The sequence below is a fragment of the Rhizobium sp. AP16 genome (assembly GCF_000281735.1).
GTDB lineage: Bacteria > Pseudomonadota > Alphaproteobacteria > Rhizobiales > Rhizobiaceae > Rhizobium > Rhizobium rhizogenes.
On the sequence record NZ_AJVM01000069.1, the window covers coordinates 16735 to 42957 of the forward strand.

General features: G+C 61.7%; 21 protein-coding genes. 17 read left to right on the plus strand and 4 right to left on the minus strand.

The annotated features are described in order from the left end of the window. Window positions 1-20 precede the first annotated feature (20 nt). The 6 genes from PMI03_RS22475 to coaA are packed head-to-tail and all read left to right on the plus strand — an operon-like array spanning window position 21 to window position 4051. Window positions 21-506 carry a DUF2628 domain-containing protein gene (locus PMI03_RS22475; RefSeq protein ID WP_007698543.1) on the plus strand — a complete coding sequence of 162 codons (486 nt, stop codon included), beginning with the start codon at window positions 21-23 and terminating at the stop codon, window positions 504-506. Window positions 507-508: 2 nt separating this feature from the next. Further along, window positions 509-1159, plus strand: a complete 651-nt coding sequence (gene hisH, locus PMI03_RS22480) for an imidazole glycerol phosphate synthase subunit HisH (RefSeq protein ID WP_007698546.1) — start codon at window positions 509-511, stop codon at window positions 1157-1159. A 25-nt stretch (window positions 1160-1184) separates the two neighbouring features. Beyond that, a complete protein-coding gene (hisA, locus tag PMI03_RS22485; RefSeq protein WP_007698549.1) occupies window positions 1185-1934 on the plus strand; it encodes a 1-(5-phosphoribosyl)-5-[(5-phosphoribosylamino)methylideneamino]imidazole-4-carboxamide isomerase in 750 nt (249 codons plus the stop codon). Further along, complete coding sequence (gene hisF / locus PMI03_RS22490; protein ID WP_007698552.1) at window positions 1931-2719, plus strand: imidazole glycerol phosphate synthase subunit HisF; 789 nt, start codon at window positions 1931-1933, stop codon at window positions 2717-2719. The genes hisA and hisF overlap by 4 nt, the downstream gene beginning before the upstream one ends. Window positions 2720-2734: 15 nt before the next feature. Further along, on the plus strand, window positions 2735-3049 hold the full coding sequence (locus PMI03_RS22495) for a phosphoribosyl-ATP diphosphatase (protein WP_007698556.1): 315 nt from the start codon (window positions 2735-2737) through the stop codon (window positions 3047-3049). A gap of 6 nt (window positions 3050-3055) precedes the next feature. Beyond that, entirely contained in the window at window positions 3056-4051 is a 996-nt protein-coding gene (coaA, locus tag PMI03_RS22500) for a type I pantothenate kinase (RefSeq protein WP_007698560.1), read from the plus strand. Here coaA and PMI03_RS22505 read toward each other — a convergent pair. The 4 genes from PMI03_RS22505 to PMI03_RS22520 form a co-directional block, all read right to left on the minus strand. Further along, window positions 4038-5258: a glycosyltransferase family 87 protein gene (locus PMI03_RS22505; protein WP_007698564.1), complete on the minus strand. Its 1221-nt coding sequence runs from the start codon at window positions 5256-5258 to the stop codon at window positions 4038-4040. The genes coaA and PMI03_RS22505 overlap by 14 nt on opposite strands. Window positions 5259-5290: 32 nt before the next feature. Further along, window positions 5291-5899: an alpha-ketoglutarate-dependent dioxygenase AlkB gene (locus tag PMI03_RS22510; RefSeq protein WP_007698567.1), complete on the minus strand. Its 609-nt coding sequence runs from the start codon at window positions 5897-5899 to the stop codon at window positions 5291-5293. A 289-nt stretch (window positions 5900-6188) separates the two neighbouring features. Continuing rightward, window positions 6189-6623 (minus strand): alternative ribosome rescue aminoacyl-tRNA hydrolase ArfB, encoded by a 435-nt coding sequence (gene arfB / locus PMI03_RS22515; protein WP_007698568.1) that lies wholly within the window; start codon window positions 6621-6623, stop codon window positions 6189-6191. Between the two features lie 122 nt (window positions 6624-6745). Then, a complete protein-coding gene (locus tag PMI03_RS22520; RefSeq protein WP_007698571.1) occupies window positions 6746-8356 on the minus strand; it encodes a phosphoenolpyruvate carboxykinase in 1611 nt (536 codons plus the stop codon). 349 nt (window positions 8357-8705) lie between these two features. On the opposite strand from PMI03_RS22520, the gene PMI03_RS22525 reads away from it, so the two are divergent. From PMI03_RS22525 to addA, 11 genes are all read left to right on the plus strand, one after another. Continuing rightward, window positions 8706-9437, plus strand: a complete 732-nt coding sequence (locus PMI03_RS22525; protein ID WP_194290184.1) for a response regulator transcription factor — start codon at window positions 8706-8708, stop codon at window positions 9435-9437. Between the two features lie 193 nt (window positions 9438-9630). Further along, window positions 9631-11430, plus strand: coding sequence for a sensor histidine kinase (locus tag PMI03_RS22530; protein WP_174006179.1), 1800 nt, complete (start codon window positions 9631-9633; stop codon window positions 11428-11430). Next, window positions 11427-11879, plus strand: coding sequence for an HPr kinase/phosphorylase (locus PMI03_RS22535; RefSeq protein WP_007698578.1), 453 nt, complete (start codon window positions 11427-11429; stop codon window positions 11877-11879). The genes PMI03_RS22530 and PMI03_RS22535 overlap by 4 nt, the downstream gene beginning before the upstream one ends. 152 nt (window positions 11880-12031) lie before the next feature. Then, the gene (locus PMI03_RS22540; RefSeq protein ID WP_007698585.1) at window positions 12032-12433 is read left to right on the plus strand and encodes a PTS sugar transporter subunit IIA; all 402 of its coding nucleotides are present in this window, start codon (window positions 12032-12034) and stop codon (window positions 12431-12433) included. Between the two features lie 19 nt (window positions 12434-12452). After that, entirely contained in the window at window positions 12453-12728 is a 276-nt protein-coding gene (locus PMI03_RS22545) for an HPr family phosphocarrier protein (RefSeq protein ID WP_007698588.1), read from the plus strand. 187 nt (window positions 12729-12915) lie between these two features. Further along, a complete protein-coding gene (ahcY, locus tag PMI03_RS22550) occupies window positions 12916-14316 on the plus strand; it encodes an adenosylhomocysteinase (RefSeq protein ID WP_007698591.1) in 1401 nt (466 codons plus the stop codon). A 319-nt stretch (window positions 14317-14635) separates the two neighbouring features. Then, window positions 14636-17110 (plus strand): ATP-binding protein, encoded by a 2475-nt coding sequence (locus tag PMI03_RS22555; protein WP_374193303.1) that lies wholly within the window; start codon window positions 14636-14638, stop codon window positions 17108-17110. Beyond that, window positions 17107-18618: a bifunctional tRNA (adenosine(37)-N6)-threonylcarbamoyltransferase complex ATPase subunit type 1 TsaE/phosphotransferase gene (locus tag PMI03_RS22560; protein WP_007698600.1), complete on the plus strand. Its 1512-nt coding sequence runs from the start codon at window positions 17107-17109 to the stop codon at window positions 18616-18618. The genes PMI03_RS22555 and PMI03_RS22560 overlap by 4 nt, the downstream gene beginning before the upstream one ends. Window positions 18619-18694: 76 nt before the next feature. Then, a complete protein-coding gene (locus tag PMI03_RS22565; RefSeq protein ID WP_007698602.1) occupies window positions 18695-19426 on the plus strand; it encodes a nucleotidyltransferase family protein in 732 nt (243 codons plus the stop codon). A 4-nt stretch (window positions 19427-19430) separates the two neighbouring features. Further along, complete coding sequence (gene addB, locus PMI03_RS22570; protein WP_007698604.1) at window positions 19431-22622, plus strand: double-strand break repair protein AddB; 3192 nt, start codon at window positions 19431-19433, stop codon at window positions 22620-22622. Beyond that, window positions 22615-26181 (plus strand): double-strand break repair helicase AddA, encoded by a 3567-nt coding sequence (gene addA, locus PMI03_RS22575; protein WP_007698606.1) that lies wholly within the window; start codon window positions 22615-22617, stop codon window positions 26179-26181. The genes addB and addA overlap by 8 nt, the downstream gene beginning before the upstream one ends. Window positions 26182-26223 lie beyond the last annotated feature (42 nt).

The following is a 26223-nucleotide window of genomic DNA, read 5'->3' on the forward strand; positions in this document are numbered from 1 at the left end:
ACTATGGGGGAAGTGAAGAGATGGCAAGCTATCTGATTTTGACGCCACCCGGCGGGCCGGACGAAAACCAGGACAAGACGCGCTTCATCCGCGACGGCTTTTCCTGGCGAGCCTTTCTGTTTCCGACGCTGTGGATGATTTACCACCGGCTGTGGCTGCATGCCGCTGCCGCCTTTCTGCTGCAGGGCATCGCGCTGGAGTTGATCCGCCGGCCGGGATTTTTCGCCGCCGGCATCGCAATCCTCATCGGCGTCCGTATCCTTGCGGCGCTCGAAGGCCCGAATGCTGTCTACCGTCGTCTTGCCGATGGTGGATGGAGGACGGAAGGGCTGGTTTCGGCGCAGAATCTGGCGATGGCGGAAGAGATCCATTTCTCGGGCATCGAGCCGAAGGCGCAGGAAAATATCCGCGCGAACAATTGGGATATCCCTTCCTATCCAAACAATAATAATTCTGGCCATGGCGGATCGACATTCGGTCTGCCCGGTTATGATGGAGGACGCTGAATATGCGCGTCGCGATTATCGACTACGGCTCGGGCAATTTGCGCTCGGCCACCAAAGCCTTCGAACGCGCTGCCCGCGAAGCCGGCATCGACGCCGAGATTGATCTGACCGACGATGCCGAGCGCGTCGCCAGTGCCGACCGCATCGTGCTTCCGGGCGTTGGCGCCTATGCCGATTGCCGCCGCGGGCTCGACGCCGTTTCCGGCATGGCGGAAGCCGTCATCGATGTCGTGGAACACAAGGCCCGCCCCTTTCTCGGGATCTGCGTCGGCATGCAGCTGATGTCGTCGCGCGGGCTGGAAAAGACAATCACTGAGGGCTTCGGCTGGATCAAAGGCGACGTCAAGGAGATGACGCCGAGCGATCCGAGCCTGAAAATCCCGCAGATCGGCTGGAACACACTGGATCTGAGGCATCCGCACGCGCTCTTTGACGGCATTCCGACCGGACCGGACGGTCTGCACGCTTATTTCGTGCATTCCTATCATCTAGCCGCCGACCACGCCGACGACGTCATCGCCACGACCGGCTATGGCGGGGCGATGACCGCTTTCGTCGGCCGTGACAACATGGCCGGCTCGCAGTTCCATCCGGAAAAGAGCCAGAAGCTCGGCCTCGCCCTGATTGCCAATTTCCTGCGCTGGAAGCCGTAAGGCTCGCGCTTCAAGGACAGAAACCATGATTCTTTTCCCCGCCATCGATCTGAAAGACGGCCAGTGCGTGCGCCTGAAGCTCGGCGATATGAACCAGGCGACGGTCTATAATCCCGACCCCGGCGCCCAGGCCAAGGCCTTCGAGGACCAGGGCTTCGAATGGCTGCACGTGGTCGATCTCAACGGCGCCTTTGCCGGCGAAACCGTCAACGGCGCTGCCGTCGATGCCATCCTCAAGGCGACGAAGAACCCGGTGCAGCTCGGCGGCGGTATTCGCACGCTCGACCATATCGAAAACTGGCTTGCGCGCGGGCTCACCCGCGTCATCCTCGGCACGGTTGCCGTGCGCGACCCGGCGCTGGTGATCGAGGCTTGCAAGAGATTTCCGGGCCATGTCGCCGTCGGCATCGACGCCAAGGGCGGCAAGGTGGCGGTCGAGGGCTGGGCGGAAGCCTCCGAACTCGGCATCATCGAGCTGGCGAAGAAATTCGAAGGCGCCGGCGTTGCCGCGATCATCTATACCGATATCGACCGCGACGGGATTCTGACCGGCATCAACTGGGCTTCGACACTGGAACTGGCCGACGCCGTTTCCATTCCCGTCATCGCCTCCGGCGGGCTGGCTTCAATGGACGATATCCGCCGCATGGTCGAGCCGGACGCCCGCAAACTGGAGGGTGCGATTTCCGGCCGGGCGCTTTATGATGGCCGTATCGATCCGCAGGAGGCCCTGGCGCTGATCAAGGCGGCCAAGGCGAAGGAGATCGCGCAATGACCCTGAAAGCCCGCGTCATCCCCTGCCTCGACGTCAAGGACGGCCGCGTCGTCAAGGGTGTCAATTTCCTCAATCTCGTCGATGCGGGTGATCCGGTGGAGGCCGCCAAGGCCTATGATGCCGCTGGCGCTGACGAGCTTTGCTTCCTCGATATCACCGCCTCTTCCGACAACAGGGAGACGATCTTCGATGTCGTCGCCCGCACCGCCGAACAATGTTTCATGCCGGTGACGGTCGGCGGCGGCGTTCGCGCCATCGCCGATATCCGCAAGCTGCTGCTTTGCGGCGCCGACAAGGTGTCGATCAATTCGGCAGCGGTGAACAATCCGGATTTCGTCGCTGAAGCCGCCGACAAGTTCGGCAATCAATGCATCGTCGTCTCGATCGACGCCAAGCGCCGGCGCACCGAGGCGCTGGGCGGCGACAATCAGAGCGCCTGGGAGATCTATACCCATGGCGGCCGCAACGCGACCGGCATCGACGCCGTCGATTTCGCGCGCCGAATGGTCGAGCGCGGCGCCGGCGAACTGCTCGTCACCTCGATGGACCGCGATGGCACCAAGGTCGGCTACGATCTGGAGCTGACGCGGGCGATCGCGGATGCGGTGCGCGTGCCCGTCATCGCCTCGGGCGGCGTCGGCGATCTCGATGATCTCGTCGCCGGCATCAAGGAAGGCCATGCGACCGCCGTGCTCGCAGCCTCGATTTTCCACTTCGGCACCTATTCGGTCGGCGAAGCAAAACGGTATATGTCGGAACATGGCATCGCCATGCGGCTCGACTAGGGAGGACCACGACGGATGAGCGGATTTACCCTTTCCGACCTCGAAAGGATCGTCGACGAGCGCTCCAAGGCACCGCCGGAGGAATCCTGGACGGCAAAGCTTTGCGCCGCCGGCCAGCCGAAGGCGGCAAAGAAGCTGGGCGAAGAAGCGATCGAGGCCGTGATGGCCGCCGTGACCGGCGATCGCGACAACCTCACCTATGAGGCAGCCGATTTGCTTTATCATCTTATGGTCGTATTGAAGATTGCAGGCATTCCGTTGCAGAATGTCATGGGTGAGCTCGAAAGGCGCACCGCTCAATCCGGCCTTCAGGAGAAGGCAAGCCGGTAGAACGCGATGACAATAGCGACCAAAACCCCAACCACACCCGAGACGCTCGATATTTTTCAGGCGAAGGCCTATTCGCCCTATTATTTCTTCTCCACGGAGGAATGGGCGAAATTCCGGGCCGATACGCCGCTAACCCTGACCGCCGACGAAGTGACGCGGCTGCGCTCCATGGGCGACCCGATCGACCTCGACGAAGTCCGGCGCATCTATCTTTCGCTATCGCGGCTTTTGTCGTCGCATGTCGAATCCTCGCAGATCCTGTTCGAGCAGCGCAACCGCTTCCTCAGCCTCAACGGTGTCGCCAAGACGCCCTTCGTCATCGGCATCGCCGGCTCCGTCGCCGTCGGCAAGTCCACCACGGCTCGTATCCTGAAGGAACTGCTGCGCCGCTGGCCGTCGAGCCCGAAGGTCGACCTGATCACCACCGACGGCTTTCTCTATCCCAATGCCGAATTGCAGCGCCGCAATCTGATGCAGCGCAAGGGTTTTCCGGAGAGCTACGATACCGCCGCCTTGCTGCGCTTCCTTTCGGCGATCAAGGCCGGGCAGCCGGATGTCAAGGCGCCCTGCTATTCGCACCTCGTCTATGACGTACTGCCGAGCGAATACAAGACCGTCGACCGGCCGGATATCCTGATCTTCGAAGGCATCAACGTGCTGCAATCGCGACACCTGCCGGCCGACGGCAAGATTGTACCGATGGTCTCGGACTTCTTCGACTTCTCGATCTATATCGATGCCGATGAAGATCTCATCCATAATTGGTATGTCACCCGCTTCATGCGGCTGCGCGAAACCGCCTTCCGCGACCCGCACTCCTTCTTCCACCGCTATGCCTCGATCACCGAGGAAGAGGCGCTTGGGATCGCCGAGGGACTGTGGAAGAACATCAACCTTAAAAACCTGCGCCAGAATATCCTGCCGACCCGCCCGCGGGCCGACCTGATCCTGCGTAAGGGCAAGAACCATCTGATCGAGCAGGTGGCGCTCAGGAAGCTGTAAGTCGCGGCTCTTCTGCCGCAAACGTCGTTTCCATGCCTCGCGACCGTCCGTCGCGCAGGATATGCGTGAGCATCCACGCCGCTAGCCCCGCCGGGATCAGAACACCAAGCGAAACCAGTTGCCCGGCAACCTGATGATTGAAGAGCGGGTAAAGCCAGGCGATGCCGAGAAAGACCAACGAGCTTCGGTAGTTGAAGAAAAAATATGCGATGGCGACACTTATGGGGATCGTGTCGTAGGAATAGCCGTAAGGCATCGCGACAAGCGTCAAGACAACGGTGAGGCAGACCTTGGTCGGATGATCGACGGTGGTTCTGCCGCGCCATAGCCACAGGGTTGCAGCGATGGCGGCAACGGAAAAGACCGCTTGAAATGAATAGGAGGCGGCAAGGCCGAGCCCCAGGGACCGCGCCAACATGAAGAATGTCATGGCGTTGACTTGATAACCCTGCGGATAAGGCGCCTCCAGGATCGCCGTCATCAGCGGGCGCGTCTCGGTCAAAAACAGCCGCCAGACATCGAAGCCGAAGAGCAGACCCGTCGCGATCACCAGCAAAAGCGTTGTCACGCCAGCCGAAAGAATGGCGCGGTAATTCCCGCTGGCAAGCAGGCAGAAAGGCACAAGGATGCCCAATTGTGGCTTGACGGTCAGCAGGCCAAACAGAATACCAGCGATGATTGGCCGGCCCGGAGCGAGAAGCAGCCCAGATAGCAGGAGCGCCGTCGTCAGCGCGCCGTTTTGCCCGAAGATCGCGTCCATGACGGCCGCTGGCGAAACAATAATGAGCATCCGCGCCCACCAGGTCAGATCGAGCGATTTCGTTGCCAAGAAGAGCAGGAACAGCGTTCCCAAAGTCCAGAAGAGATAGGCGGCGAAAATCGGCAATCCGGCGAAGGGAATACCGATCAACAGCATGGAGGGCGGGTAGCTCCACTCCTGATTCGGCAGCAGAGGCGACAGGAGCACGCGAAGCTCCTGTCGATAGGCCTCAACATCGAAGAGATGAGCCACATTGCCCTTTAGCGCCATCAGCGTACCAGCCCAGAGATTGGTGAAATCCCAATAGGGCAGACGGTCGGAGATGATGGAGAATCCGTCTGGCCTCAGGGTCCATAGGGATATTTCGAAATGGAGACCGCGCGCCAATCCCAAGATAACGATCAGTGCCGCAAAAATCAGCTCCGATCTCGTTCTCAACCTTATCACGACCGCCCTCAATCGCTTTGTCTTCAATACGCTTATGAGGTCACACGCCTTAACGTCAGGTTTATACGCCCACCGCTCTTTAGTAACGTCGAAGTTGCAGGATGGATGCGGTCGACGCCGTGGAAGCAGAGCCTGCCCTCGCCGCCAAGGACGACGATGTCGCCGCTGGAGAGCTTGAAGGATAGTGTGCGATCATTACGATTGAGCCCGCCGACGCGGAAGAGGCAGGTGTTGCCGAGCGAGATCGACAGCACGGGCGCCGCCAAATCCTGTTCGTCGCGATCCTGATGCAGGCCCATGCGGGCATCGTCATTGTAGAAATTGACGAGACAAGCTTCCGGCGGCTTTTCATAGCCGGCTATATTAGCCCAAAGCTCCAACAGTTGTGGTGGGATCGCCGGCCACGGCCTGCCCGTCACCGGATGGGTCGGCTGATAACGATAGCCATGTTGCTTGTCCGTCACCCAGCCAAGCGAGCCGCAATTGGTCATCCGGACCGACATCTCCTTGCCCGTGCCAGGCATGGCGGGCGTGTAGAGTGGTGCTTCAGCGACGACGTTGCGGATGGCTTCGACCAGGGCTTCCTGTTGGGGCCGGTCGAGATAACCAGGAAGATGGCGAATTCCGTTGGGAAGAAGCATCGATGTGTTCCAAGATTGGCGGTGCCGGCCAGGTGAGTACGCCGTCGCCGCACCTTTGTGCATGGCCCCTCACCCCAACCCTCTCCCCGCAAGCGGGGCGAGGGAGCCGATCTTGCCTAACGCAGTACCATCCGGGTGGGGAGGTAAGATAGCTTGCGCGGTCGCCCCTTCTCCTCGCATTGCGGGGAGAAGGCTAGGATGAGGGGCCAGGCACACAGTTGCAGCACCACCAGACTCACCTGACAAGCCCTACTTTACCCCAGCCAAACCAAAACCGCAGCCCGAAAGCCTAATCGCCGCCCGGCTTGCCGCGCATCTTCTTGACTTCCGAGCGGCCGGATTTTTCCTTCAGGCGCCGTTCGATCGAGCCTTTGGTCGGCTTGGTCTTCTTGCGCGGCGGCGGCGGTGGGGCGGCGGCTTCGAGGATCAGTTCTTTCAGGCGCTCGCGCGCATCCTCCCGATTGCGGTCCTGACTGCGGAAGCGGCTGGCTTCTATCATCAGCACACCGTCCTTGGAGACGCGACGGCCGGCGAGCCTCACGGCATTGGCCTTGACGCGGTCGTTGAGCGACGGCGAATTCACGATACCGAAGAAGAGCTGGACGGCGGTTGCGACCTTATTGACATTCTGCCCGCCGGGACCGCCCGCCAGAACGAATTGTTCCGTCAGCTCCCAGCCGGCAATGGTGATCCGGTCGTTGATGTAAAGCGCGTCGCTGGCCATGATTTTCTCCGCGCCTGTCTATCCCATATTGTTCAGCGGTTGAAAACAGCACGGCGGCAAAATGAAACCCCGGCAGACCGGCTGCCGGGGTTTCACGTGAGTCATCAATGTGATGCGACCGATTATTCCGCTGCGGCGCGCAATCCCGGGGCTGCGTCGCGGACGTTGCCGTCGACATGGTCCTCGAACTTGGCGAAGTTGGACACGAACATCTGCACCAGCTTGGCCGCCTGCGCGTCATAGGCCTGACCATCGGCCCAGGTGGAGCGCGGGTCGAGAATGGCGCTGTCGACACCCTCGACGGCGACCGGTACGGCGAAGCCGAAATTCGGGTCGATGCGGAACTCGGCCTTGTCGAGGTCACCCTTCAGAGCGGCGGCCAGCAGGGCGCGCGTCGCCTTGATCGGCATGCGCCGGCCCGTGCCGTAGGCGCCGCCGGTCCAGCCGGTGTTGACCAGCCAGCAGCCGGCGCCGTGGCGGGCAATCAGCTCCTTGAGCAGATTGCCGTATTCGGTCGGATGGCGCGGCATGAAGGGAGCGCCGAAGCAGGTCGAGAAGGTGGCTTCCGGCTCGACGACACCCTTTTCCGTGCCGGCGACCTTGGCGGTGTAGCCGGAGAGGAAGTGGTACATGGCCTGTTCCGGCGTCAGCCTGGCGATCGGCGGCATGACGCCGAAAGCGTCGGCCGTCAGCATGATGATCGTCTCGGGGTGACCGGTCATGCCGGATTCCGAGGCGTTTGGGATGAAATCCAGCGGATAGGCGCTGCGGGTATTTTCCGTCAGCGAGCCGTCGTCGAGATCCGGTACGCCATGCTCGTCGAGCACGACATTTTCCAGCACCGTGCCGAAGCGACGGGTGGTCTCATAGATTTCCGGCTCGGCTTCAGCCGACAGGCGGATGGTCTTGGCGTAGCAACCGCCTTCGAAATTGAAGATGCCGTTTTCGCCCCAGCCATGTTCGTCGTCACCGATAAGCGTGCGCGTCGGATCGGCCGACAGCGTCGTCTTGCCGGTGCCCGACAGACCGAAGAAGATCGCCGCGTCCCCTTCCGGCCCGACATTGGCCGAGCAGTGCATCGGCATGACGCCGCGTTCCGGCAGAAGGTAGTTCAGCACTGTGAAGACCGACTTCTTCATCTCGCCGGCATAGGACGTGCCGCCGATCAGGACGATGCCGTTGACGAGGTCACAGGCGATCACCGTTTCCGTGCGGCAGCCATGACGCTCGGGATCGGCGTGGAAACTCGGCAGGTCGATGATGGTCAGCTTCGGTGCGAAGCTTTCCAGCGCCGAGCGCTCCGGGCGGATCAGAAGGTTGCGGATGAACAGCGAGTGCCACGCAAATTCGGTGACGACGCGCGTCGGCAGGGCGTAATCATGATCGGCGCCGCCGATCAGATCCTGAACGAACAGATCCTTGCCGTGCACATGCGCCAACATGTCCTTATGCAGCAGCGCGAAATGCTCCGGCGACATCGGCTTGTTGTTGTCCCACCAGATCTGGTCTTCGGTCACGGCATTGCGGACGACGAACTTATCCTTCGGCGAACGGCCGGTATGTTGCCCGGTCAATGCCCGCAGTGCGCCATGAGCGGTCAGATCGGCTTCACGCCGACGAATCGCTTCCTCATAAAGATGGGACTCCAGGAGGTTATAGCGCACGCTGGCAGCGGCTCCCAGACCGATCGAGTCGAGTTCGATTGCGGGATTACGGACGCCGAATTGCTCCATCGCTTCATTCCTCTACAGGGCCGTGGCCGTTAAACTAAATGAAACCTAGTGGGGTCCTTTTAAAAGCACAAGAGCAAATAACGAGAAATATCGAATGATATCAGGTATTTAATCGATTTAGATAAATATCAATAATTTTAAATCGTTTGAATGAGCGACATCGAGACGTTTGGTCGCACAACTCCAGGTCAGGGTTTTTCCCGTTCAACAATCCACCCCTTTATCTTTGCCACAATTTGTTCCACCTTTATCCCCATAAGCGCGCCAGGTTATCGCCAACCGAGCTGGCAACCCACCTGGGCTGGTTTCCAAATCCGGGAGACGCGCACTAATGACGGAGACGAACACCATGTTGACAATCGCGCTCGTAGATGACGACCGCAATATCCTGACTTCCGTGTCGATTGCCCTGGAAGCCGAGGGATATAAGGTGGAAACCTACACCGACGGCGCTTCCGCGCTCGATGGCCTGCTTGCCCGGCCGCCGCAACTGGCGATCTTCGACATCAAGATGCCGCGCATGGACGGCATGGAGCTTCTGCGCCGCCTGCGGCAGAAGTCCGATATACCGGTGATCTTCTTGACCTCGAAGGATGAAGAGATCGACGAACTCTTCGGCCTGAAGATGGGCGCCGACGACTTCATCACCAAGCCCTTCTCGCAGCGCTTGCTGGTCGAGCGCGTCAAGGCCGTGCTCCGCCGCGCCTCCGCGCGCGAAGCGGCAAACAATGCCGGCGGCAACGCAGCACCCAAGCCGGGCGTCACCCAGCAGGCCCGCTCGCTGGAGCGCGGCCAGCTTGTCATGGACCAGGAACGCCATACCTGCACCTGGAAAGGCGAGCCGGTAACGCTGACTGTCACGGAATTCCTGATCCTGCATTCGCTGGCGCAGCGCCCCGGCGTCGTGAAAAGCCGCGATGCCCTGATGGACGCCGCCTATGACGAGCAGGTCTATGTCGACGACCGCACCATCGATAGCCACATCAAGCGGCTGCGCAAGAAATTCAAGATGGTCGATCTCGATTTTGATATGATCGAAACGCTGTATGGCGTCGGTTATCGCTTCCGCGAAGCTGCCTAGAGCCGGATGATTTTAGGTCGATTCGACCTAAAATCTGAATCCGCTCTAGAAAAAAATAGAGCATGATGTCGTCCGAAAACCGCTTACACTTTTCGGCATCATGCTCGAATAGTTAACTGGACCATGCGGCGGACAATGGAATAAGAGCATGCGGACGGGATCAACGATCCCGTTCTTCGAAAGGGCCGTTGGCTTGGCGCAGCTGGTGCAGCACAGAGATAGAGATATCGACGACGCGGAAACCCCGAGCGGTGCCAGGATCGCCCGTCGGCGCTGGACTCACCCTTTCACACTGATCCGCCGCATCTTCGGCAATGCCGTCTTTTCAAGCCTGACGCGGCGCATCCTGTTCTTCAACCTCGCCGCCCTCGTCGTTCTCGTCGGCGGTATCCTCTATCTCAACCAGTTCCGCGAAGGCCTGATCGACGCCCGCGTCGAAAGCCTGCTGACCCAGGGCGAGATCATCGCCGGCGCCGTCTCGGCCTCCGCCTCGGTCGATACCAACTCCATCACCATCGATCCGCAGAAGCTGCTGGAACTGCAGGCCGGCCAGAGCATCACGCCCGTCCCGAACGACGAAGACCTGGAATTCCCGATCGATCCGGAAAAGGTAGCACCGGTGCTGACGCGGCTGATTTCGCCGACGCGCACCCGCGCTCGCATCTTCGATGCCGATGCCAACCTGCTGCTCGACAGCCGCCATCTCTATTCGCGCGGTCAGGTGCTGCGCTACGACCTGCCGCCGGTCGACGACGAAAAGCAGAGCTGGTCGGACTGGTTCAGCGGGTTGCTCAACAAGATGCTACAGCCGGGCAACCTGCCCGTTTATAAGGAAGCTCCCGGCGGCGACGGCTCGATCTATCCGGAAGTGATGAATGCGCTGACCGGCGTGCGCGGTGCGGTCGTGCGTACCACGGAAAAGGGCGAACTGATCGTCTCGGTCGCAGTCCCCATCCAGCGTTTCCGCGCCGTGCTTGGCGTGCTGCTGCTCTCAACCCAGGCCGGCGATATCGACAAGATTGTCCATGCCGAGCGGCTGGCGATCATGCGCGTATTTGGCGTCGCGACGCTGGTCAACGTCGTCCTGTCGCTGCTTCTATCCTCGACGATCGCCAATCCGCTGCGCCGGCTTTCGGCCGCCGCCATCCGCGTGCGCCGCGGCGGCGCCAAGGAGCGTGAGGAAATCCCGGATTTCTCCGCCCGTCAGGACGAAATCGGCAACCTGTCGATTGCGCTGCGCGACATGACGTCGGCGCTCTACGACCGCATCGATGCGATCGAGAGTTTCGCTGCCGATGTCAGCCATGAATTGAAGAACCCGCTGACATCGCTGCGCAGCGCCGTCGAGACGCTGCCGCTTGCCAAGAGCGACGATTCCAAGAAGCGGCTGATGGACGTGATCCAGCATGACGTGCGCCGTCTGGACCGGCTGATTAGCGACATCTCTGACGCATCACGCCTCGATGCCGAACTCGCGCGCTCGGACGAGAAATCCCTCGATCTCGAAGTGCTCTTGCGCGACATGATCGACATTTCCCGACAGGTCGGGCACAGCAAGAAGGCGGTTGAGATAGAGTATATCGTCGACCGCAAGCCCGGCACGAAAACCAAATTCACCGCCAACGGCCACGACCTGCGCATCGGCCAGATTATCACCAATCTCGTTGAAAATGCCCGTTCCTTCGTTGCGAAGGACACCGGAAAGATCACAGTTCGGCTGACGCGCACGAGAACGCGCTGCGTCATCTATATCGAGGATAACGGCCCCGGCATTCAGGCGGAAAATATCGACCGCATCTTCGAGCGCTTCTATACCGACCGGCCGGAAGTGGAAGATTTCGGCCAGAATTCGGGCCTGGGCCTGTCGATCAGCCGGCAGATCGCCGAAGCGCATGGCGGATCGCTACGCGCCGAAAACATCGTCGACAGCGACGGCACGACGCTGCTCGGCGCCCGCTTCATCCTCTCGCTGCCCGCCGAAACACCGGCATGAGCACCGAGGCGACCAACGTCCACGCAACGGCGATCGTCGTCGGCAAGACCGGCCTTCTGTTTCTTGGGGCCTCCGGCAGCGGCAAGTCTTCACTTGCCTTTTCCTGCCTTGCCGCCGCCAAGCCGCTCGGCCTTGCCGCCGCTCTGGTCGCCGACGATCAGGTCTTCATCACCCGTCGTGACGGCGCCGTCATCGCTGAATGTCCGCCTTCGATCGCCGGCCTGATGGAGATCCGCTATACTGGTATTGTCCGACTTCCACATGTTTCTAAGGCCGAAATGCATTTCGCCATATGCCCGGTCGATCCGGCAACGGCAGAGCGGCTTCCGCCCGAGGACGAGCAGATCGATGTTACCGGATCCATCCGTCTGCCACTGATCCGGCTCTCGGTAACATCGGTTAATCCGCTCGCCGCAATTATGGCAAAAATCGCTGTGGATTTAGATTAATCGGCCATTCTCGCCGCTACAGCCACGCAATTATCGTATTTTAAGCTTGCACTTCGTCTTTTCATCGCCAAGATGTCCCCCCACTGGTGGACGACATTGCTGCATTGCGATATGGCCCACCTGTTTGCGTGTGCGATGGGAGCAGTAATATCATGATCGGACTTGTGCTTGTCACTCATGGCAAGCTGGCTGAAGAGTTTCGGCATGCGGTCGAGCATGTCGTTGGTCCGCAGAAGTTCATAGAGACGGTATCGATTGGTCCCGAAGACGACATGGACAAGCGGCGGCAGGATATACTGCAGGCCGTGACCGGCGCTGATGACGGACACGGGGTCATCATCCTGACCGACATGTTCGGCGGTACTCCCTCCAATCTCGCCATCTCCGTCATGAATAGCGGCCACACCGAGGTCATTGCCGGCGTCAACCTGCCGATGCTGATCAAGCTCGCAGGCGTGCGCGGCGACAACAACATGGAGCGGGCCTTGGTCGAAGCTTCCGAAGCCGGGCGCAAATACATCAACGTGGCCAGCCGCGTGCTCAGCGGCAAATGACGAGACAAACATCCTGCCTATGACCGCGCTCTCCCGGGAACTTCTGATCATCAACAAGCGCGGCCTTCATGCCCGCGCCTCCGCAAAATTCGTCCAGACCGTCGAAGCCTATGACGCCACCATCACCGTCTCGAAGGACGGAACCACGGTGGGCGGCAACTCGATCATGGGCCTGATGATGCTCGCGGCCAGCCCCGGCTGCAGCGTGCTGGTGACCGCCAGCGGCAAGCAGGCCACGGAAGCGCTCGAGGCGCTGGACAAGCTTGTCGCCGACAAGTTCGGCGAAGAGATGTGAGCGCCCGCCGCTCCGCTCCTCAAATTGGGATATAAAGACATAAAGACTTCTTTATATCATTATTGATTTCCAGCCTGAAGCCTGCTACACGGCATCATCCTACCACGCTGTCAGCGTGCAATTTTGTTGCATTCGGCCGAGGCGTTAGCCCAGGCGCGATTGCATCGTTCAGGCTGGAGACCCTTTGATGAGCACTGAAAACGACTACATCGTCGCGGATATCGGCCTTGCCGACTTCGGCCGCAAGGAAATCACGATCGCTGAAACGGAAATGCCAGGCCTGATGGCTTGCCGCGCCGAATTCGGCGAAACGAAGCCTCTCAAGGGCGCGCGCATCACCGGCTCGCTGCACATGACGATCCAGACCGCCGTTCTCATCGAGACGCTGGTCGCGCTTGGCGCCGAGGTTCGCTGGGCCTCGTGCAACATCTTCTCCACCCAGGACCATGCCGCTGCCGCAATCGCCGCTTCCGGCGTTCCGGTCTATGCCATCAAGGGTGAAAGCCTCGAAGATTACTGGATCTATACCGACAAGATCTTCCAGTGGGCTGATGGCGGCTTCTCCAACATGATCCTCGACGATGGCGGCGATGCCACCATGTACATCCTGCTCGGCGCTCGCGCCGAAGCCGGTGAGGATGTTCTCTCCGATCCGCATTCGGAAGAAGAAGAAATCCTCTTTGCACAGATCAAGAAGCGTCTGAAGGCATCGCCGGGCTGGTTCACCAAGCAGCGCGACGCCATTAAGGGCGTTACCGAAGAAACCACCACGGGCGTCAATCGCCTGTACCAGCTCAGCCAGAAGGGCCTGTTGCCCTTCCCTGCGATCAACGTCAACGATTCCGTCACCAAGTCGAAGTTCGACAACAAGTACGGCTGCAAGGAATCGCTGGTTGACGGCATCCGCCGCGCCACCGACGTGATGATGGCCGGCAAGGTCGCCGTCGTCTGCGGTTATGGCGACGTCGGCAAGGGTTCGGCTGCCTCGCTCTCCGGCGCCGGCGCCCGCGTCAAGGTCACGGAAGTCGATCCGATCTGCGCGCTCCAGGCTGCCATGGACGGCTATGAAGTAGTCCTGCTCGAAGACGTCGTCTCCAGTGCCGACATCTTCATCTCCACCACCGGTAACAAGGACGTCATCCGCATCGACCATATGCGTGCGATGAAGGACATGGCGATCGTCGGCAACATCGGCCACTTCGACAACGAGATCCAGGTTGCAGCGCTGCGTAACCTCAAGTGGACAAACGTCAAGCCGCAGGTCGACCTGATCGAGTTCGCCAAGGGCAACCGCATCATCCTTCTGTCGGAAGGCCGCCTCTTGAACCTCGGCAACGCCACCGGCCATCCGTCCTTCGTGATGTCGGCCTCCTTCACCAACCAGACGCTGGCGCAGATCGAGCTCTTCACCAAGCCCGGCCAGTACCAGAACCAGGTCTACGTGCTGCCCAAGCACCTCGACGAGAAGGTTGCGCGTCTGCATCTCGGCAAGCTCGGCGTGAAATTGACTGAGCTTTCTGGCGAGCAGGCTGCGTATATCGGCGTGACGCCGCAGGGTCCGTTCAAGTCTGACCACTACAGATACTGATCTAGCGATCTATATCCACAACATCTTGTGGCCCCGGCATTGACAAATGCCGGGGCTTATTTTTTGGCCGGCTCCCTTCCCGGCGATTCCCTTAGGCAGTATTGTTTTTAGACTTGATTCGTGACGAACCGGGGCTTCCTCGGAGCCATGAAAATGGGATGTCTTGTCGAGATGCGGCACATTATAGGACGGAGACAGACCGCTTATGTCTGAAGCGAAAGACAACCTGCTTGAGTCGGCGATGCCCGAAAAGGCATCTGTGCGGCGGCGGCAGGGCGGCGCATATATGCTTTTACCCTGGATGAAGTGGCGCGGGGATATGCGCCCATTGGCCTCGTTGGCGCGCCTGCTGCGCCTCAGCGTTTTTGGTGGCATTGCAACTGGCCTGGCGGGTCCTGTTCTGGCGCAGACCAGCGCAGCCTCGCCGGCGGTGGTTCGCCTCTTCACCTCCTCCGAAATGGCAGTCTTCTCCGTCATCATCGGCGTAATTTCCGCAGCGCTGCTGTCGACCGTCTGGATGGTTCGTCAGCGCGGCAACCTGGAAAGCGAGAGCCGCGAAATCCGCACAGCCCTTTCCGATGCCAACCAGCGCATCTCGCAATACCAGGCACTGATCGCTGACAAGAACCGCCGCATTATTATCTGGGACGGCCAGAACGCACGGCCGGAGCTGCTGGGCCAGCTGCCCGTCGAGACCGGCGCACCGCAGGACAACGAATTTCTCGCTTTCGGCCGCTGGATGAAATCTTGGTCGGCAGGCGAGCTGGAAAAGGCGATCGACAAGCTGCGTGGCAGCGGCCAGAGCTTCGACATCGTGGTCGAAACGAACCGCGAAGAGATCCTGGAAGCCCAGGGCCGCATCTCCGGCGGCCGCGCCTTCGTCCGCTTCATCGCGCTCAACAATCTGCGCGCAGAACTGGCCGAGCTGAAGATCGAGCGCGAACGGCTTATGACCTCGATCTCCGCCTTCCAGAACCTGCTTGATGCCATCGACCTGCCGGTCTGGCAACGCGACGCCGACGGCCAGCTCACCTGGGTCAACCATGCCTATGGCGAAGCGGTCGAGGCCGCGTCGCCGGATGAGGCTCTTCGCGAAGGCCGCGAATTCCTGACCACCGTCGCCCGCGAGCGCATTCGCGCTTCCGCCACGCCGGAATCCCCCTTCCACGACAAGATTTCCACCGTCGTTCACGGCAACCGCACCTTCTTCGATGTCATCGACGTTAAATTGCCGAACGGTTCGGCCGGCATGGCTATCGACGTTTCCGAGACCGAGACGGTGCGCGCCGAGCTGGAACGCACGCTGAAGAGCCATGCCGAAACGCTCGATCACCTGGCGACACCTGTCGCGATCTTCGACGGCGACCGGCGGCTGCAATTCTACAATCAGGCCTTCGTTCAGCTCTGGGAACTCGACATCGCCTTCCTCGAGAAGAAGCCGGATAATAGCGAGCTATTGGATCGGCTGCGCAGCGCCAAGAAGCTGCCGGAACAGCTGAACTGGAAGACCTGGAAAGACGGCGTTCTCTCCGTCTACCGCGCGCTCGATACGCAATCCGACCTCTGGCACCTGCCGAACGGCCAGATCCTGCGCGTCTTCGCCACCGCCCATCCGCAGGGTGGCGCCACCTGGGTGTTCGAAAACCTGACCGAACAGGTCGATCTCGAAACGCGCTACAACACGCTGGTCGTGGTGCAGGGCGAGACCATCGACCACCTTTCCGAAGGTGTGGCCGTCTTCGGCCCGGATGGCCGCATTCGCCTCTCCAACCCGGCGTTTCGCATCCTCTGGAACATCACCGAAATCCAGGCAAAGCCCGGCACGCATATCCAGACGCTGGCCGAAGCCTGCGCGCCCTCCTATGATCGGCCGGATGGCTGGAAGCGGTTTGCCGAGCAGATCACCAGTTTCGACGATGAACGTCCGTCGTCACAGGGTACGCTCGAGCTCTATTCCAACCTCGTCCTCGACTATGCCGTCATTCCGCTGCCGAACGCGCAGACCATGCTGACCTTCGTCAACAAGACCGACAGCGTGCGGGCCGAGCGGGCGCTTACCGAAAAGAACGAAGCGCTGCTGAAGGCCGACGAGCTGAAGAACGATTTCGTCCAGCATGTGTCCTACGAACTGCGTTCGCCGCTGACCAACATCATCGGCTTCACCGATCTCCTGAAAACGCCCGGCATTGGCTCGCTGAACGACCGGCAGGCGGAATATATCGACCATATCTCCACCTCGTCCGCGGTCCTCCTGACGCTGGTCAACGACATTCTCGATCTGGCGACCGTCGACGCCGGCATCATGCGGCTGAACTATTCCGAGATTGCGCTCGACGACCTTCTCGATGAAGTGTCGATGCAGATCGCCGACCGGCTGCAGGAAAGCGGCGTGACGCTGGAAATCACCGTGCCCGCCCATCTCGGCTCCGTCGTCGCCGACCAGCAGCGGCTGAAGCAGATCCTGCTCAAGCTTTTGACCAATGCTGCCAATTTCGCGCCCGAGGGATCGACCATCGCGCTCAAATGCGGCCGCGACGGCACGGATTTCGTCTTCTCGGTTGCCGACAAGGGTCCGGGCATTTCGGAAGAGATCATGCGAACGGTGTTCAACCGCTTCGCCTCGAGCGGCAAGGGCGGCAAACGCAGCGGTGCGGGCCTCGGCCTCTCCATCGTCGAAAGCTTCGTCAGCCTGCATGACGGCCAGGTCTCGATCGAAAGTCAGCCGGGCAAGGGAACTACGGTCAACTGCCGGATCCCTTCCGCCGAATCGCCGCACTCCGTCGCAGCAGAATGACAGCAGCAAACACCAGCATCTCCCTTTTCCTGGCAGACGACGCGGCGACCACACGGCTCGGCGAGGATCTGGCGCTGGCATTGAAGGTCGGCGATTGCGTGGCGCTGTCGGGCGATCTCGGCGCAGGGAAATCGTCGCTTGCCCGCGCCCTGTTACGCGCCCTGGCCGACGATGCCGATCTCGACGTTCCAAGCCCGACCTTCACGCTGGTACAATCCTACGAGCTGCGCATCCCGGTTTCGCATTTCGATCTCTATCGTTTGGGCGACCCCAGCGAACTCGCCGAACTCGGCTTCGACGAGGCGCTGCAGACCGGCATCTGCCTGGTGGAATGGCCTGAGATGGCCGAAAGCGAGCTGCCGAAAGAGCGCATCGACCTCAAGCTGGAACATGAAGCCGAAGGACGCCGGGCAACGATCGTGGCGCCTGCCAAGCAGTCGGCTCGCATCCAGCGCGTCCTGGCGATCCGCGCTTTTCTCGATGCCAACGGCTATGCCGGAGCCGAGCGCCGGTTTCTGACGGGCGATGCGTCACTGCGCGCCTATGAATCGATCTATCCGCAGGGCGGCGGCAACCAAGTGATCCTGATGGACTGGCCGCGCCTGCCGGAGGGACCGGCGGTGCTCGACGGCAAACCCTATCCCAAGGTCGCGCATCTGGCCGAAGACGCCTATCCTTTCGTCGCGATCGCCAATGAGCTGCGTAAGAACGGCTTTGCCGCGCCAGAGATCTTCGCGGTCGACTACGACCAAGGTATCCTGCTGATCGAGGATCTCGGCAGCGAGGGCGTGCTCGACGAAGAAGGCAGGCCGATTGCCGAGCGCTATCGTGCCGGTGTCGCCTGTCTTGCTCATTTGCACGGCTTGGCCATTCCACGAGATATTCCCGTTACACCTGGCCATATCCATCATGTCCCCGATTTCGACCGCACGGCCATGAAAATGGAAGCACGGTTGCTGATCGACTGGCACCTGCCCTGGAAACGCGGCACGCCGGCCAGCGACGAAGCGCGCGCCGACTATCTGGCAATCTGGGACGCTCTGATCGATCAACTGGACGGCGCTGAAAAGAGCCTGCTGCTGCGCGACTTCCACTCGCCGAACATAATCTGGCGGGCGAAGGAAAAAGGCATCCAGCGCGTCGGCCTTATCGATTTCCAGGACGCGATGATCGGGCCAACGGCCTATGACCTCGCCTCAATCGTCCAGGATGCGCGCGTCACCATCGAACGGCCTTTGCACGACCGGCTGATGGACGATTACCTGTCGCTCCGGCGTGCCCAGGGCAATTTCGATGAAGCCGGGTTCCTGAAGAGCTGGGCGATCATGTCGGCGCAGCGCAATTGCAAGCTCGCCGGCCTCTGGGTGCGGCTGCTGCAGCGCGACGGCAAGCCCGGCTATCTGAAGCATATGCCGCGTACGCTCAGCTATCTCGCCATCGCTTTTGAGCACGAAGCGCTTGCGCCCTTGCGCGACTGGTGCGCGAAGGCCGGAATAGGCGAGGCATAACGCCCCGAGACCGGGCGACGGTTTTCCGGCGTTATGCTAAAGGAAGACAGCAGCCGAATCACGAGTTCGAGACGAGATGACCATCAGACAAGCCATGGTGCTGGCCGCGGGGCTCGGAACCCGCATGCGCCCGATCACCGACACCATCCCTAAACCGCTGGTAAAGATCGCCGGCAAGCCGATGATCGATTATGCGCTGGACGCGCTGGCGGAAGCCGGCGTTGAGCAGGTGGTGGTCAATGTCCATCACCATGCCGATCAGATGGAGATGCATCTGCGCAACTATCGTGGGCTCGAGATCCTGATATCCGACGAGCGCGACGCGCTGATGAACAATGGTGGCGGGCTGGCCAAGGGGTTGAAGCTTCTGGGCCGTGACCCGGTTTTCGTCATGAATTCGGATCTCTTCTGGATCGGTGAAACACGGGGTCGCCCCACCAATCTGCAACGCCTAGCCGGATTCTTCGATGCCGAGCGCATGGACATGGCCATGCTCTGTGTCGCGCTCGAAAAGACCACCGGCCATAATGGCAAGAACGATTTCGGTCTGGCTGAAGACGGCCGGCTTTCGCGCTATCGCGATGTCGCTCAGAATGGCGTCGTCTATGCAGGTACGCTGGTCATGACCCCAGCCGTTCTCGACGATGCGCCTGATGATGCCTTCAACGTCAACACCTATTACGACAAGTCGATTGCCACGGGCCGGCTCTATGGCACCATGCTCGACGGCCATTGGCTGACCGTCGGCACGCCGGAGGCAGTCGGCGAGGCGGAGGAGACGATCCGGACTTTCCGGGCGTTTGCGTGAGACGATGACGGGCGGCCACCGGAAACGCATCCTGACGATCCCGGCGGGCCTGCCTTTCCTGAAGACCCTTGCCAGCGCTCTTTGCGACGGCCGGCTGACCGAGCATTTCCGTCATGATCCGAGCGATCCGCTATCGCTCGCCAAGGTCACGATCTTCCTGCCGACACGGCGCGCGGCGCGCGTATTACGCTCGGAATTCGTCGACCTGCTCGGCGGCCGTTCCGCCATCCTGCCGGTGATCCGTCCACTCGGCGAGACCGACGACGACAGTGGTTATTTCGAGGAAGCGCTGCCGGCGACCGCCGATCTGGCACAGCCGCTTGCCAATACCGCACGGCTGCTGGAACTGGCGCGGCTGATCCTTGCCTGGCGCAACAAGCTGCCGCAGATCGTCCGCGACATCCATTCGGACTCGCCGCTGGTTGCGCCCGCAAGCCCAGCCGATGCCATCTGGCTTGCCCGCAATCTCGCCGAACTCATCGATTCCATTGAGACCGAGGATCGCGACTGGGCAGCCCTTGGCGATCTCAGCACCGAGGATCATGCACTCTGGTGGCAGCTGACCGCCGAATTCCTGCAGATCGCCAGTGCCTTCTGGCCGGCCCGGCTGGAGGAGCTTGGCAAATCCTCGCCCGCCCGGCACCGCAACGCCATTCTGCGCGCCGAGGCGCAGCGGATCGCCATCATGCAGCATGCCGGCCCGATCATCATCGCCGGCTCGACCGGTTCGGTGCCGGCAACGGCGGAGCTGATCGCGGCCGTCGCCTCACTACCGCAGGGGGTCATCGTCCTGCCAGGGCTCGATCTGTCCATGCCGGAAGAGGACTGGCAGCTTGTTGCGCCGGAAACCGGCATCGGCGAAAGGGTCGATCCGACGACGCGCAGCCACTCGCAATATGGCCTGTCGCTGCTGTTGAAGCGGCTGCACACGCCCCGAAGCGAGGTCGAAACCGTTGCCGAGGCGACCGAAGACATGCAGATGCGCGCTGAGGTCCTGTCGCGTGCCTTGGCGCCCGCGAAAGCGACGAGCGGCTGGGGGGCATGGCAGCAAACACTTGCGCCCGACGCGATCAGCAACGCCTTTGCCGATGTTGCCCTGATCGAGGCGGCCAACGAGCGCGAGGAGGCAACGGCGATTGCCATCGCCTTGCGTCTGGCGCTGGAAAAGCCGGGGCAGGATGGCGGCGAAAGCCAGGCGGCGTTGATCACGCCGGACCGCAATCTGGCGCGGCGGGTGACGGCGGAGCTGGCACGCTTCGGCATCACCGCCGACGATTCGGCCGGCACGCCGCTGACCGCGACGCCGCAGGGCGCGCTCTTGCAATTGCTGCTCGAAGCCACGCTTCGCCCCGGCGATCCCGTTGCTATCGTTTCGCTGCTCAAGCATCCCCTCGCCCGCTTCGGCCTTCCGCAGGACGCATTGCAGCTCGGCGTCGACGCGCTGGAAATCCTGGCGTTGAGGGGCGGCATCGCCGATGTCGACATCGGCGCGCTGGAACCGCTGCTCGACCGGCAGCTTGCCGAACAGGCGAAGAACCGCCATACGCCGCAATGGCGCAAATCCCTGGCCCCCGAAGCGGTGGACCGGGCGCGCGAACTGGCACGCCAAGTCAGCGGAGCATGCGAGCCGCTAGCATCCGCGCTTTCGCAGCAATCGTCTGACGGCCTCCCCACCCTTTCCGAATGGGCCGAACGCACGGGCCGGGCGCTGGAAGCCGTCGCCATAGATGAGCGCGGCAGTCTGGCTGCACTCTGGTCCGGCGAGGCAGGCGATACGCTCGCCAGCCTGCTGAAGGAAATCATCGATACTGACGGGCAGCTCGAAGCGGACGGACCGCAATGGATCGATATCATGGCAGCGCTTTGTGCGGGCCAAGCGGTCAAGCCACGCGCCTTGAGCCATCCGCGCCTGTTCATCTTCGGCACGCTGGAAGCACGCCTGCAAAGCGTCGATACGCTGATCCTCGGCGGCTTGAACGAAGGCTCCTGGCCGGGACAGACCGCCAACAATCCCTTCATTTCCCGCACCATGAAGACCGAGATCGGCCTGGAGCCGCCGGAGCGGCGCATCGGCCAGCTTGCCCACGATTTCGAAATGGCAAACGGCACGTGCGACCTGATCTATTCGCGCGCATTGCGACAAGGCTCGACTCCGACCGTGGCGTCACGCTGGCTGCAGCGACTGATAGCGCTGGGCGGCAAGGCTTTTACAAGCGAATTGAAGGCGCGCGGCGATCAATATCGCCATTGGGCCGGGATGATCGATCAGGGCGAGAACCAAGCCCCGGCGCAGAGGCCGGCGCCGAGACCGCCCGCCGAACTGCAGCCGAAAAGCTACTCCTTCAGCGAGGTCGGCCGTCTGCGCCGTGACCCCTACGCGATCTATGCCCGGCGCGTGCTGCGGCTCGATCCGATCGACCCGTTCAACCGCGATCCCGGTCCGGCCGAGCGCGGCACGCTCTATCACAAGATCATCGACCGCTTTATCCGCGAAGGCCATATTGCCGGCACGCCGGATGCATCGCTGGCTATGGATCACATCCTCACCGAATTGTTCGACGCAGAGCAATTGCCTGTTCACATCGACAGCGTCTGGCGGCCGCGTTTCCGCGAAGTGGCGCGTGCGTTTCTTATCTGGGAAGCGGAGCGGCGGCCGGAGATCCGCAAGACGGCAACGGAAGTCCCGGCCGGCGTTCAGATCGAGCCGATCGGCATCCGGCTCACCGGCGTCGCCGACCGCATCGACTTCAAGGGTGGCAAGGCCGCCGATATTATCGACTACAAGACCGGCTACAATCCCTCGCCGGCGCAGGCCCGCACGCTGCTCGATCCGCAATTGGCCCTGGAAGCCTATGCGCTCAAGGCCGGCGCCTTCCGCGATATCGACGCGCTCGTCCCGGAAAATCTGCTTTATGTCCGGCTGAGGCCCGGCGACCGCTTCAAGGTCGATCAGGTCAACAACGAGCTTTCCAGTCGTGGCGGGAAGACGGAAACAAAATCGGCTCTGGACCTGGCGCAGGAGTCGATGGACCAGCTCGTCAAGTTCGTCTCCCTGCTGCAATCCGGCGAAAAGGGCTTCTCATCACGGCTGATCCCGGCGCAACAATTCGAATATGGCGGCGATTACGATCACCTCGCCCGCGTCTCGGAATGGTCGACGGCGGAGACCGAACAGGAGGGGGGCGGCGATGAGTGACCTTCCCGCTAACGAACTGGCCGCCCTGCCCGAGAGCGACGATGCCGGCGCCTGGATCGGCTGGACGACAGTGCAGCAATCCATCGCCTCCGACCCCGAGCGCTCCGCCTGGGTCTCGGCCAATGCCGGTTCGGGCAAGACGCATGTGCTGACGCAGCGCGTCATTCGCCTGCTGCTCGCTGGCGCACGTCCCTCGGCCATTCTCTGCCTGACCTATACCAAGGCCGCTGCCTCCGAAATGTCGAACCGCGTCTTCGACCGACTGGCCGCCTGGGCAACCTTGTCGGACGAGGAGTTGAAGGCGCGGATTGCCGAGATCGAGGGTGCGGAGCCGGATCTGTTTAAGCTCGCCGAGGCTCGGCGTCTCTTCGCCAAGGCGCTGGAGACACCGGGCGGGCTGAAGATCCAGACGATCCACGCCTTCTGTGAGGCGCTGCTGCATCAATTTCCGCTGGAGGCCAATGTCGCAGGGCATTTTTCCGTTCTCGATGACCGCGCCGCCGCAACCCTACTCGATGACGCCCGCCGGTCGTTGCTGACGGCGACAACGCCGCAGCGGGATGCCGAGCTTGCGGAAGCCTTTTCCTATGTGCTGGATCTCGGCGACGAATCCGGCCTGGAGACGCTGCTGGGCGATATCGTCGCCAAGCGTAACGCCATCCGCCGCTTCACCACTGACGCAGAGCGGAAAGGCGGGATTGACGCCGCGCTACTCGCCCGGCTCGGCCTTTCCGCCGGAGACACGGAAGCCGGCATCGCAGAGCAATATTGGCCGCTGCCCGGCCTTTCCGGCGCAACGCTCGAGCTTTATCTCACGCTTGCCGACCAGAAGGGCGGCGCGAAGGCGCAAGAGGTTGCCTATGCACTGCGTCTCGCCAAGCGTGAGACGCACCCGGTCGCCCGCGCGGAGATCCTCGAAAAGGTGATGCTGACCGGCAAGGGCGAGCCGAAATCCGACAGCCAGTTTTTCGTCAAGGCGATGCTGGCTGATGCCCCCGCGCTTGCCGAGGCAGTGGCTGCTGCCCGCGCCCATGTCGTCACCTGCCGCGACCGGCTGAAGCTGATGCGGATGTACCGCGCCACCCGCGCGGCACTCGTTCTGGCCGACCGGCTGAACCGCGACTATGAAGAGCTGAAGAAGCGCCGCAGCCAGCTCGACTTCGAAGACCTGATTACCCGCACCGCCGATCTTCTGACCAAGAAGGATGTCGGCCCCTGGATCCACTACAAACTGGATCAGGGCATCGACCATATTCTCGTCGACGAGGCGCAGGATACCAGCCCGATCCAATGGAGCGTCATCCAGTCGCTGGCGGAGGATTTCTTCTCTGGCGAAAGCGCGCGGCAGACGCTGAGGACCATCTTCGCGGTCGGCGACGAGAAGCAGTCGATCTATTCCTTCCAGGGTGCGCGACCCGAACGTTTTTCCGAGGAAAGCGACCGGACGCGACGGCGGGTGGCGACCAGCGGCCAGCAGTTTTCCTCGATCCGCCTGCCGCTCTCCTTCCGCTCGACCGCCGATGTGCTCGCCGCCGTCGACCATGTCTTCACCGCACCGGAAAATGCCCGGGGGCTGAGCGCTGTCGACGAACCTGTGGTGCATCGCTCCAGCCGCATCGGCCATCCCGGGGCAGTCGATCTCTGGGAGATGATCGCGCCGGAGCCTGCAGCGAAGGAAGAGGATTGGACGGCACCGTTCGATTCGACGCCTGAAAGTGCGCCGGCGGCAATCTTGGCGCGGCGCATGGCGCAGACGATCGGCAATCTCATCGGCCGCGAGACGATCATCGAAAAGGGCAAGGCCCGTTTCATCGAGGCTGGCGACATTCTCGTGCTGGTGCGCAAGCGCGACAGCTTCGTCAATGCGCTGACCCGGGCGCTCAAGCGACGCAACAATATCCCCGTTGCCGGCGCCGACCGGTTGGTGCTGACCAGCCATATCGCCATTCAGGATCTTCTGGCGCTTGGCCGTTTTCTGCTGCTGCCGGAAGACGACCTGTCGCTCTCGGCTCTTTTGAAGAGCCCGCTGTTCGATCTCGGTGAGGACGATGTCTTTGCGGTCGCGGCCCTTCGCGGCAGCGATGAAAGCGTGTGGAACCACCTGCAGAAATTCGCCGATGACGGCAATGAGCGGTTCCGTCATGCGGTCGACCGGCTTAAAACCTTTCTCGCCTTGTCGAAAAGTCTGTCCGTGCATGATTTCTATGCCCGCGTGCTTGGCAGTTTCGGTGGCCGGCGGCAGTTTCTGGCGCGGCTCGGGACCGAGGTCAGCGATATTCTCGACGAATTCCTGACTTTCACGCTCGACCACGAGACCTCCGGCCTGCCGGGCCTGCAATCCTTCGTCTCGACGCTGGAGCTGGAAGCGCCGACGGTGAAGCGCGAGCAGGACAAGGGCCGCAACGAGGTGCGGATCATGACCGTGCACGCCTCCAAGGGCCTGGAGGCGCCAATCGTCTTCCTCGTCGACGGCGGCGGCAAGGCCTTTACCCATACGCATCTGCCGAAGATGCGGCTGATCGAGACCGGCAAACAAGACATCCCGCTGCCGGTCTGGGTGCCGGTCTCGGCACTGGCCAATTCATTGACGCAGGCCGATACCGCCAGGCTACAATCGCTGACGGAAGAGGAATATCGCCGCCTGCTCTATGTCGGCATGACCCGCGCCGCCGACCGGTTGATCATCTGCGGCTATCGTGGCATCCGTGAGAATGCCGATACATGGCACGCCATGATTTCCGCGGCGCTGCGGCAGGACGGCGAACGCTGCACACCCGTCAGCTTCTCGGGGCCGGATGGCGAGTGGCAGGGGTTGAGCTGGCGCGTTTCCCAGGTCGAGCGCAGTTTCGAGCGCATGGAACAGGCGGAAACGACCGTCGATCGCGGAGCGCTGCCTGCCGGGCTCAGCCGGCCGCTGCCACCGCAGCGAAACCTGCCCCGGCCGCTCAGCCCTTCCGGCGCCGGCACCGTCATCGACGACGAGGCCGACAATCTGCTGGTCACCTCGCCGCTGTTCACCGAGAAGGCGAAATCGGATCGCTCGCTGGAAAAGGGCCGCTTCATCCACCGCATGTTGCAGACATTGCCCGAGATCGCGTCGGCGGATCGCGCCGAGGCAGCGCGGCGCTATGCCGAACGGGCCGCACGCTTCTGGCCGCAAGCGGAGCGTGATGCGCTGATCGGCTCCGTCATGGCGCTGCTGTCACACCCGGAACTACAGGGCGTTTTCAGTGCCCATGCCCAGGCCGAAGTCTCGATCATGGGCACGCTGACGCTCGATGACCAGGCCTATGCCGTCTCCGGCCGCATCGACCGGCTGACCGTACTCGACGACCGCGTCGTCATCCTCGACTACAAGACCAACCGCGTGCCGCCGCGCTCAGCCGAGCAGATTCCTTTTGCCCACCGAGCGCAGCTTGCCATCTATCGTGAGATCCTCTCGCCACTCTATCCAGGCAAGCGCATCGATTGCGTGCTCGTTTATACCGAGAATGCCTCGATCCACACGCTGTCCGGCGAGGCGCTCGCATTGACGCTTGCGGAGCTCAAGACAAAGTGAAATACCGATCATTGAAAATGAGGCACCGCGCCCTCACATACA

Bases quoted from the DNA above. Each gene is read 5' to 3' on its own strand.
- PMI03_RS22475 (WP_007698543.1), top strand. From the start codon at position 21: ATGGCAAGCTATCTGATTTTGACGCCACCCGGCGGGCCGGACGAAAAC.
- hisH (WP_007698546.1), top strand. From the start codon at position 509: ATGCGCGTCGCGATTATCGACTACGGCTCGGGCAATTTGCGCTCGGCC.
- hisA (WP_007698549.1), top strand. From the start codon at position 1,185: ATGATTCTTTTCCCCGCCATCGATCTGAAAGACGGCCAGTGCGTGCGC.
- hisF (WP_007698552.1), top strand. From the start codon at position 1,931: ATGACCCTGAAAGCCCGCGTCATCCCCTGCCTCGACGTCAAGGACGGC.
- PMI03_RS22495 (WP_007698556.1), top strand. From the start codon at position 2,735: ATGAGCGGATTTACCCTTTCCGACCTCGAAAGGATCGTCGACGAGCGC.
- coaA (WP_007698560.1), top strand. From the start codon at position 3,056: ATGACAATAGCGACCAAAACCCCAACCACACCCGAGACGCTCGATATT.
- PMI03_RS22510 (WP_007698567.1), bottom strand. From the start codon at position 5,899: ATGCTTCTTCCCAACGGAATTCGCCATCTTCCTGGTTATCTCGACCGG.
- arfB (WP_007698568.1), bottom strand. From the start codon at position 6,623: ATGGCCAGCGACGCGCTTTACATCAACGACCGGATCACCATTGCCGGC.
- PMI03_RS22520 (WP_007698571.1), bottom strand. From the start codon at position 8,356: ATGGAGCAATTCGGCGTCCGTAATCCCGCAATCGAACTCGACTCGATC.
- PMI03_RS22525 (WP_194290184.1), top strand. From the start codon at position 8,706: ATGTTGACAATCGCGCTCGTAGATGACGACCGCAATATCCTGACTTCC.
- PMI03_RS22535 (WP_007698578.1), top strand. From the start codon at position 11,427: ATGAGCACCGAGGCGACCAACGTCCACGCAACGGCGATCGTCGTCGGC.
- PMI03_RS22540 (WP_007698585.1), top strand. From the start codon at position 12,032: ATGATCGGACTTGTGCTTGTCACTCATGGCAAGCTGGCTGAAGAGTTT.
- PMI03_RS22545 (WP_007698588.1), top strand. From the start codon at position 12,453: ATGACCGCGCTCTCCCGGGAACTTCTGATCATCAACAAGCGCGGCCTT.
- ahcY (WP_007698591.1), top strand. From the start codon at position 12,916: ATGAGCACTGAAAACGACTACATCGTCGCGGATATCGGCCTTGCCGAC.
- PMI03_RS22555 (WP_374193303.1), top strand. From the start codon at position 14,636: ATGCGCCCATTGGCCTCGTTGGCGCGCCTGCTGCGCCTCAGCGTTTTT.
- PMI03_RS22560 (WP_007698600.1), top strand. From the start codon at position 17,107: ATGACAGCAGCAAACACCAGCATCTCCCTTTTCCTGGCAGACGACGCG.
- PMI03_RS22565 (WP_007698602.1), top strand. From the start codon at position 18,695: ATGACCATCAGACAAGCCATGGTGCTGGCCGCGGGGCTCGGAACCCGC.
- addB (WP_007698604.1), top strand. From the start codon at position 19,431: ATGACGGGCGGCCACCGGAAACGCATCCTGACGATCCCGGCGGGCCTG.
- addA (WP_007698606.1), top strand. From the start codon at position 22,615: ATGAGTGACCTTCCCGCTAACGAACTGGCCGCCCTGCCCGAGAGCGAC.